This is a genomic window from Acidovorax sp. KPB24-07 (assembly GCF_057543315.1).
The window spans coordinates 1-2,822 of the sequence record NZ_BAAJYS010000419.1 but is presented as its reverse complement, the minus strand read 5'-3'; the positions used below and the strand labels follow the sequence as shown (position 1 = coordinate 2,822).

At 73.1% G+C, this 2,822-nt stretch carries 3 protein-coding genes; all 3 read right to left on the bottom strand.

Translation table 11 applies throughout. The annotated features are described in order from the left end of the window. Positions 1-50 precede the first annotated feature (50 nt). Positions 51-848 carry a cobalamin biosynthesis central domain-containing protein gene (locus AC27IQ_RS21935; protein ID WP_487090784.1) on the bottom strand — a complete coding sequence of 266 codons (798 nt, stop codon included), beginning with the start codon at positions 846-848 and terminating at the stop codon, positions 51-53. Further along, on the bottom strand, positions 845-1,696 hold the full coding sequence (gene cobI, locus AC27IQ_RS21930; RefSeq protein WP_487090783.1) for a precorrin-2 C(20)-methyltransferase: 852 nt from the start codon (positions 1,694-1,696) through the stop codon (positions 845-847). The genes AC27IQ_RS21935 and cobI overlap by 4 nt, the downstream gene beginning before the upstream one ends. Next, positions 1,693-2,822, bottom strand: a 1,130-nt coding sequence (gene cbiE / locus AC27IQ_RS21925; protein ID WP_487090782.1) for a precorrin-6y C5,15-methyltransferase (decarboxylating) subunit CbiE, incomplete at its 5' end; no start/stop codon positions are given. The genes cobI and cbiE, both read right to left, overlap by 4 nt.

The window sequence follows — 2,822 nt, the reverse complement described above, 5'->3', positions numbered from 1 at the left end:
GGAGAACAGGCCGATGGCCAGCCGCAGCCCACCGGTGCCGGACGCCGCCGTCATGCCGCAGCGCCCTCCAGCGGCGGGCGGTAGACCACCAGGCGCTCTTGCAGGGCCTGCCACTGCTCGGGCGGCACCGGCGCATGGGTGACCCACAGCACGGCCCGGTAGTGCGCCAGGTCGACATCGTCCAGGCGGTCGAAGCAGGCGATGTTGGCGGGCAGCGGCGTGGGGCGGTTCCACCAGTCGCGGCGGCCGGCCTCCTGCACCACGGCGATGGGCTCGCCGTTGACGACGTGGGCCGACACGCGCGTGATGTTGATCTTGGGCGCCTCCACTAGCCAGCCCAGGTGGCGCCCGAGGATGTCCACGGGAATGGTCTTGCCCACGTCCGACGCGGTGGTGAGCACGGGCGTGGCGCCGATCAGCGCGGCGATGCGCTCGCTCCAGTCGTTGGCGCCGCCCACATGGCCCGACAGCACGGGGATCACGAACTGGCCCGCGTCGTCCACCACCGTCACGCCGGGGTCCTCGTCCTTGGATTTCAGCACCGGCGCAATGAGCCGCACCACGGCGCCGAGCGAGACGAAGAACACCAGCTGGTCGTAGGCGGCGAAGAGCGGCGCGATCTCGTCGCGCAGCGCGCCTTCGTAGGCCCGCACGGTGTTGGGCAGGCCCTCGAACGCGCTGGCGAACTTGGCCGCGGTGCACACATGGGCCTGCGGCACGTCGCGGGCCAGCTGCGCGGCCTGCGCGGCGCCGTGGCGGGTGATGGCGACGAGGCACACGCGCACGGCCTCCAGCGGCTGCGCGGGCGCGGAGAGCACCACGGCGGGGGTGGCGGTGGGGGAATTCATTCGTCTGTCTCCATTTCGGCAAGTGGAAGGCCCAGGGCGCCGGTGAGCGGCGCAGTGGGCGAAGTTTTCTTGAGGCAGCCCTTGATGCGCTCGCCGCGGATGCGGTGCGGGTTCTTGACCACCATGAGCGAGAGGTAGCTGACCTTGGTGCCGCGCAGGGCCGGCAGATCCGGGCCGTTCACGCAGCGCTCGTCGGGCGCGCCCACGCGCTCGATGAACTGCGTATGCGGCAGCAGCCCGCGCCGCACGAGCCAGTCGATGAGCTCGTCCATCAGCGGCTTGACCTTCATGAGCACCAGGGTGTCGAAGTCGGGCAGCAGGCGGTCCACCGCGCCCACGCCGTAGGCGGCGGGGACGATGGCGACGGTGTCGTCCTGCTCGGCCAGCGGCATGCCGCGCGCGGCACAGGCGGCGGTGAAGGCATTCACGCCCGCGATCACCGGCACCTCGATGCGCGCATCCAGCGCCCGCACGGTGCGCGCCAGGTGGCCGAAGGTGGCATAGGTGCTGGCATCGCCCTCCACCAGGAACAGCACGTCCTGCCCGGCCTGCAGCCAGGGCAGCACGGCGGCGGCGGCGCGCGCCCAGGCGCGGGCGAGCTTGTCGCCGTCGTGCGTCATGGGGAACAGCAGCGTCTGGTGCGTGGCGGGCGGCGCCAATCCTGCGCGCTGCGCGATGTCGAAGGCGTAGCTGGGCGTCTTGGTGCTGCGGGCCGGGTAGGTCCACACGGCGTCGCTGCGCTGCAGCTGCGCCCAGGCCGCGCGGGTGATGAGGCCGGGGTCGCCGGGGCCGAGCGACACGCCGATGAGGCGGCCCAGGGCGGCGCTGGACGGGGTCGTATCGGTCATGCGCCCTCCTCCACCACCGCCGCTGCCGGGGCCTCCGTGCCCACGGCCTGCGCGCAGACGATCCACACCGGGTTCTCGGCGGCCATGCGGTGCATGTGCAGGATGGGCTTGCTGCGCGCGGCCTGCAGCTGCAGCACGTCCCACGCGGCACCCGCGGCCTGCAGGGCCTGCGTGGCGGCGGCCAGGTTCTCCAGCGTGACGAAGTTCATCACCAGCCAGCCGCCCGGGCGCAGGCGTTTCAGGCACAGCGCGATCAGCTCGGCCAGCTCGCCGCCCGAGCCCCCGATGAAGACGGCGTCCGGGTCGGGCCACGCATCCAGCCCCTCGGGCGCCTTGGCGTGCACCAGCGTGTGGTTGGACACGCCGAAGGCCTGCACGTTCTGCCGCGCGATGGCCGCATCGGCCTCGTTCTTCTCGATGGCCCACACATGGCCCTGGGGGCACAGGCGCGCGGCCTCCAGCCCCACCGAGCCGCTGCCCGCGCCGATGTCCCACACCCGGCTGTCGGCGCGCAGCTGCAGGCGCGCCAGCGACACGGCACGCACCTCCTGCTTGGTGATGAGGCCCTTGTCCGGTTGGCGCTGGTGGTAGGCCGCATCGGGCAGGCCGAAGCGCACCGGCGCGGGCCGCTGGCGCGTGCGCACCAGCAGCACCACGTTGGGGTCGGCGAAGGCCTGCTGCGCCGCATCGGCCGGCGCCAGGTCGGCGCACACGCGCTCGTCGACCGTGCACAGGCGCTCGGCCACGCTGAGCTGGAAGTCGTCCTGCAGGCCCTCGGCCACCAGCAGGCGGGCGATGCGCGCAGGCGTGTTGTCGGGGCTGGTGAGCACCGCCAGCCGGTCGTGCGCGCGCACGGCCTGCGCCAGCGCATACAGGCCGTGCGACGGCGCCGCGCCCTGCTGCCACTCGCCCGCATCCCTGGCATGCACCGAGACGATGCGCGCGTCCTGCCAGGCCAGCCCCAGGCGGGCGCAGGCCAGCTGCAGCGTGGAGACGTTGGGAATCACCTCGATGGCCTCGATGCACAGGCGCGAGGCCAGGTAGCTGGCGATGCCGTGGCACAGCGGGTCGCCCGTGGCCAGCACCACGCTGGCCTGCTGCGCCTCGCGCGCGGCGGCGACTCCAG

Coding starts and splice junctions, on each gene's coding strand:
- AC27IQ_RS21935 (WP_487090784.1), bottom strand. CDS start 848: ATGAATTCCCCCACCGCCACCCCCGCCGTGGTGCTCTCCGCGCCCGCG.
- cobI (WP_487090783.1), bottom strand. CDS start 1,696: ATGACCGATACGACCCCGTCCAGCGCCGCCCTGGGCCGCCTCATCGGC.